The sequence below is a fragment of the Mesorhizobium sp. M7A.F.Ca.ET.027.03.2.1 genome (assembly GCF_003999175.1).
Taxonomy (GTDB): domain Bacteria; phylum Pseudomonadota; class Alphaproteobacteria; order Rhizobiales; family Rhizobiaceae; genus Mesorhizobium.
In genome coordinates, this window is sequence record NZ_RZOM01001850.1 from 1 (window position 1) to 513 (window position 513).

The 513-nt window shown below is 62.2% G+C and carries 1 pseudogene; it reads right to left on the reverse strand.

Features of this window, described 5'->3' with window-relative positions:
- Positions 1–90 precede the first annotated feature (90 nt).
- Positions 91–259 (reverse strand): annotated as a pseudogene (locus EN750_RS41370) (glutathione S-transferase family protein); the annotation flags it as partial.
- Between the last annotated feature and the right edge of the window lie 254 nt (positions 260–513).

Below are 513 nucleotides of genomic sequence, written 5' to 3' on the forward strand. Positions count from 1 at the left end.
ATGTCGGCGACCAGACCCTCGGTGTCATCAAGGCCGATCGAAAGACGCAAATGTCCTTACTTCCCAAAGTTCGGCTGGTAACGGTCCGACCCGCCAGGCCCAAGGGCAGGTGAGCGCGACATCGAGATGGTAGCGGCCCGCTTCAGCAGTGAACTCCGCACCACCCGTCGGGCGGGCGCCGCCGTCAGACGAAGCCGCCTTTGGCATCGGTTGTCTGCACGGGCTGCCAATTGGCAGTCCATTTTCCTTCAACGAGCATCGTCTTTGCCCTTCCACCGATCCAGCGGCGTGCGTTATCAACATCATGGGCACGTCGCGGCTTGCTGTTTGTTCGTCGATGTCGTTCCCCGGGCACTAAGGGCCGGGGAACGATGAATGCCCGGGTAGACGCCGACCCAGGTCGGAGCGATATTGGTGCCTTTGCCCTGGCCACATCCCAGGCCGATTTTGAGAGCGCCCAAGGCCTCGATGTCGCGCTACGCGGCTAGAGGTCCGGCGATGGCTACTCGTGAG